Below are 2281 nucleotides of genomic sequence, written 5' to 3'. Positions count from 1 at the left end.
CGATAGCCTCGTCCTGACCGTGGTCTTCGCGGCAGTCTTCTTTTACGTCCTCTACGGCGTCGTCCGCGCCGCCGTCCGTGACGGTATCCTCCAAGCCGACGAACGGCGGCAGAAATCGGGCGTCGGGCTCAACAACAGCGGAGAAGGGGCATGAGCAGCCGAGGTTGGCTCCTGGCCATCGTAGGAACAGCCTTCATCATCTTCGTGCTTCCCTACGTTATGGAAGTGTTCGGCCAGGCCTTCAACGGCACAGAGACCCTGATTCTCGTCGTCCTTCTCTGGGCTGGCAGCTGGGCCTTTAGCCGCAGGCGGGCTCCGGGAAGGACAGGCTTGTGAAGCACATCTGGTCGATTAGCGCTGCTGTGGCGCCTGCTGAGAGGCGAACCCGTGAGGGCGACGCGCAACGGACCGTCCGCTGGCAGGTAGCCTGTCGGTAGGCGGCAGCAGCAGGGGGATCTGATGAATGAACTGACCGACGTGATGGCTCAAAAGATGGAGCGGGCATCACAAATCTTGAGCGGGCTGAGTCGTGTAGCGTCCAAGAACTGCAACTGGTTGCGGTCCAACTCGGAACTGCATTCGGAACTCCTTGACCTACAGAACGAGCTACGAGAAGCCGCTGCCCGTGTCACGGGCAACACTGATATGGGCAGCCATCTTGTAGAGGCGCAGATTGTCGGGAACCAGCTCGGTGAGCTCTTCAAGGCCGACAAGAAGCCGGAGTCCTAGCTGAACCTTCCAAGAACGGGGGCAGGATTTACCGGCGGTTCCTGACGTGCTGGTGCCAGTACCTGGCGTTCTCGCTGCCGGTGCGGAGTATTGCATCGGGTTCCCATTGAGCGGGCCAGATTTGAAGGAGGTAGTCATCGACCGTGTCCTCTGCGAATTCCCCCGCGTGCCCTTCGTCCCGGCCTTTGGCACTGACACGCAGCCGGTAGGAACCGCGCGGAAGGTCTACTGGGCCCGTGTTCTCGCCCGCCCAGGTACTCCACATCACCGCGCGCCTTTCAGGAATCGCGATGGATGCCTCGACAACGTCCTCCCACTGCCCGTCATCGCTCCCCGGTGGCGCATCCAGCAGGACGATACGAACGGGCGAGCCACCCGACCGCCGGGCGAGGTTGACGTGCAGACCGTGCTGGTTGGAAGCCCCGACCAAGCCGTTGACCTGGCCCTGATATGAGCGGTCGAAGTCGCCGTCGAAGAAGCCATCCTCTCCCCATGTGAGGTCAAGCTGTCCGTAGTCGGTCTGGATCACCTGGTCCAGTAGTACACGTTCCACAGGCTCAGCCTAGCCGCGGTCAACTACGCGAAAGCTTCTGCTCCCATTTCGGCAACTTGCCGGTGAGCCTCTTCGAGGTCAGGTGCCAGCGGTGGCATTCATGGCACGGGTAGGCGCGGGCTGGCTGCTTGCCCTGCTTCCCGGCAGCCAGGATCGCGTTTAGGGCGCGCAGGGCCAAGTACTGGTTCGGGTACGGGTTTTTCTGACAGGCCATCGCGGGGTCCTTCGTTCGGTTGACCGAACGGTTCACACCCGCCTACAGTCGCCATCTTCATAGCGGTCTTGCTGGACTGATCATGCCACATGCTGCAGGTTTCTTTGCAGGAGCTACTGGGGCTCGGATTCGCCTTCAAGGTTGACCTCGCCGGCGGCAATCCGTTCGGCCGTGCGCCGGTAGGCATCGGTGATGAAGTCCTCGACGTCGCTGGCCCCGATGCGCCAAATACCCCTCCCACCGACCTGGATTCCGCGAAGCTCCCCAGTCCTGAGCAGCGCCCTGATCTGGTTCTGGTTCACATTCAGCTCTTCGGCCGCCTGCGAGATCGTCAGGAATCGGGGCCTCTTCGGTTCGTCGGTCACCGGATCATCCTATGTGCGGCCCGGCGCCTGGCGGGCACAACCGTCGCGCCACGAATTGGGTCTGGTATTCCGCATCAGTCAGGCACAAAGTATGTCTACCCGTCCCTCACGCAAATTGTTCGGAGGCATCAATGGCAGGCGAACGTACGGCCTTGGTGACGGGAGGCGCCCGCGGGATCGGCCGGGCCATCGCTGAGCAGTTGGCCGAGGAAGGTTGGAACGTTGTTGCCACTTACAACACTGGCCTCGATGAGGCGAAGGAACTGGCGCGCACCCACGGCGTCCAGATACGCCGGACTGATCTGGCGGACAGAGCGAAAACAGTCGAGTTCGCTCATCGGATTTGTGACGAATTTCCGCTGACTGCCCTGGTCAACAACGCCGGAGTCCTTGAGAAGGAACCGTTCGAGGAAATGACGC

6 protein-coding genes are annotated in these 2281 nt (G+C 61.6%); 3 read left to right on the top strand and 3 right to left on the bottom strand.

The genetic code is table 11. The features are described from left to right. The first annotated feature begins 150 nt into the window (after positions 1-150). Complete coding sequence (locus DBR22_RS17505; RefSeq protein ID WP_108600071.1) at positions 151-336, top strand: hypothetical protein; 186 nt, start codon at positions 151-153, stop codon at positions 334-336. Positions 337-459: 123 nt separating this feature from the next. Then, positions 460-729 carry a hypothetical protein gene (locus DBR22_RS17500; protein WP_108600070.1) on the top strand — a complete coding sequence of 90 codons (270 nt, stop codon included), beginning with the start codon at positions 460-462 and terminating at the stop codon, positions 727-729. 28 nt (positions 730-757) lie between these two features. Here the strand turns inward: DBR22_RS17500 and DBR22_RS17495 are convergent, their stop codons facing one another. The 3 genes from DBR22_RS17495 to DBR22_RS17485 all read right to left on the bottom strand — a co-directional run bounded on the left by DBR22_RS17495 (position 758) and on the right by DBR22_RS17485 (position 1861). Next, positions 758-1282 (bottom strand): hypothetical protein, encoded by a 525-nt coding sequence (locus tag DBR22_RS17495; protein WP_108600069.1) that lies wholly within the window; start codon positions 1280-1282, stop codon positions 758-760. A 19-nt stretch (positions 1283-1301) separates the two neighbouring features. Then, a complete protein-coding gene (locus tag DBR22_RS17490) occupies positions 1302-1496 on the bottom strand; it encodes a hypothetical protein (RefSeq protein ID WP_108600068.1) in 195 nt (64 codons plus the stop codon). A gap of 113 nt (positions 1497-1609) precedes the next feature. Next, positions 1610-1861: a helix-turn-helix domain-containing protein gene (locus DBR22_RS17485; RefSeq protein ID WP_108600067.1), complete on the bottom strand. Its 252-nt coding sequence runs from the start codon at positions 1859-1861 to the stop codon at positions 1610-1612. Positions 1862-1992: 131 nt separating this feature from the next. Between DBR22_RS17485 and DBR22_RS17480 the strand changes: the two genes are divergently transcribed. Beyond that, a partial coding sequence (locus DBR22_RS17480; protein WP_146187549.1) for an SDR family NAD(P)-dependent oxidoreductase occupies positions 1993-2281 on the top strand: 289 nt, incomplete at its 3' end.

The organism is Arthrobacter sp. HMWF013 (assembly GCF_003061105.1).
In the GTDB taxonomy this organism is placed as follows: domain Bacteria; phylum Actinomycetota; class Actinomycetes; order Actinomycetales; family Micrococcaceae; genus Arthrobacter.
Note: the sequence above shows the minus strand (reverse complement) of the source record. Positions and strands in the feature narration are given on the sequence as shown.

Coding starts and splice junctions, on each gene's coding strand:
- DBR22_RS17505 (WP_108600071.1), top strand. CDS start 151: ATGAGCAGCCGAGGTTGGCTCCTGGCCATCGTAGGAACAGCCTTCATC.
- DBR22_RS17500 (WP_108600070.1), top strand. CDS start 460: ATGAATGAACTGACCGACGTGATGGCTCAAAAGATGGAGCGGGCATCA.
- DBR22_RS17490 (WP_108600068.1), bottom strand. CDS start 1,496: ATGGCCTGTCAGAAAAACCCGTACCCGAACCAGTACTTGGCCCTGCGC.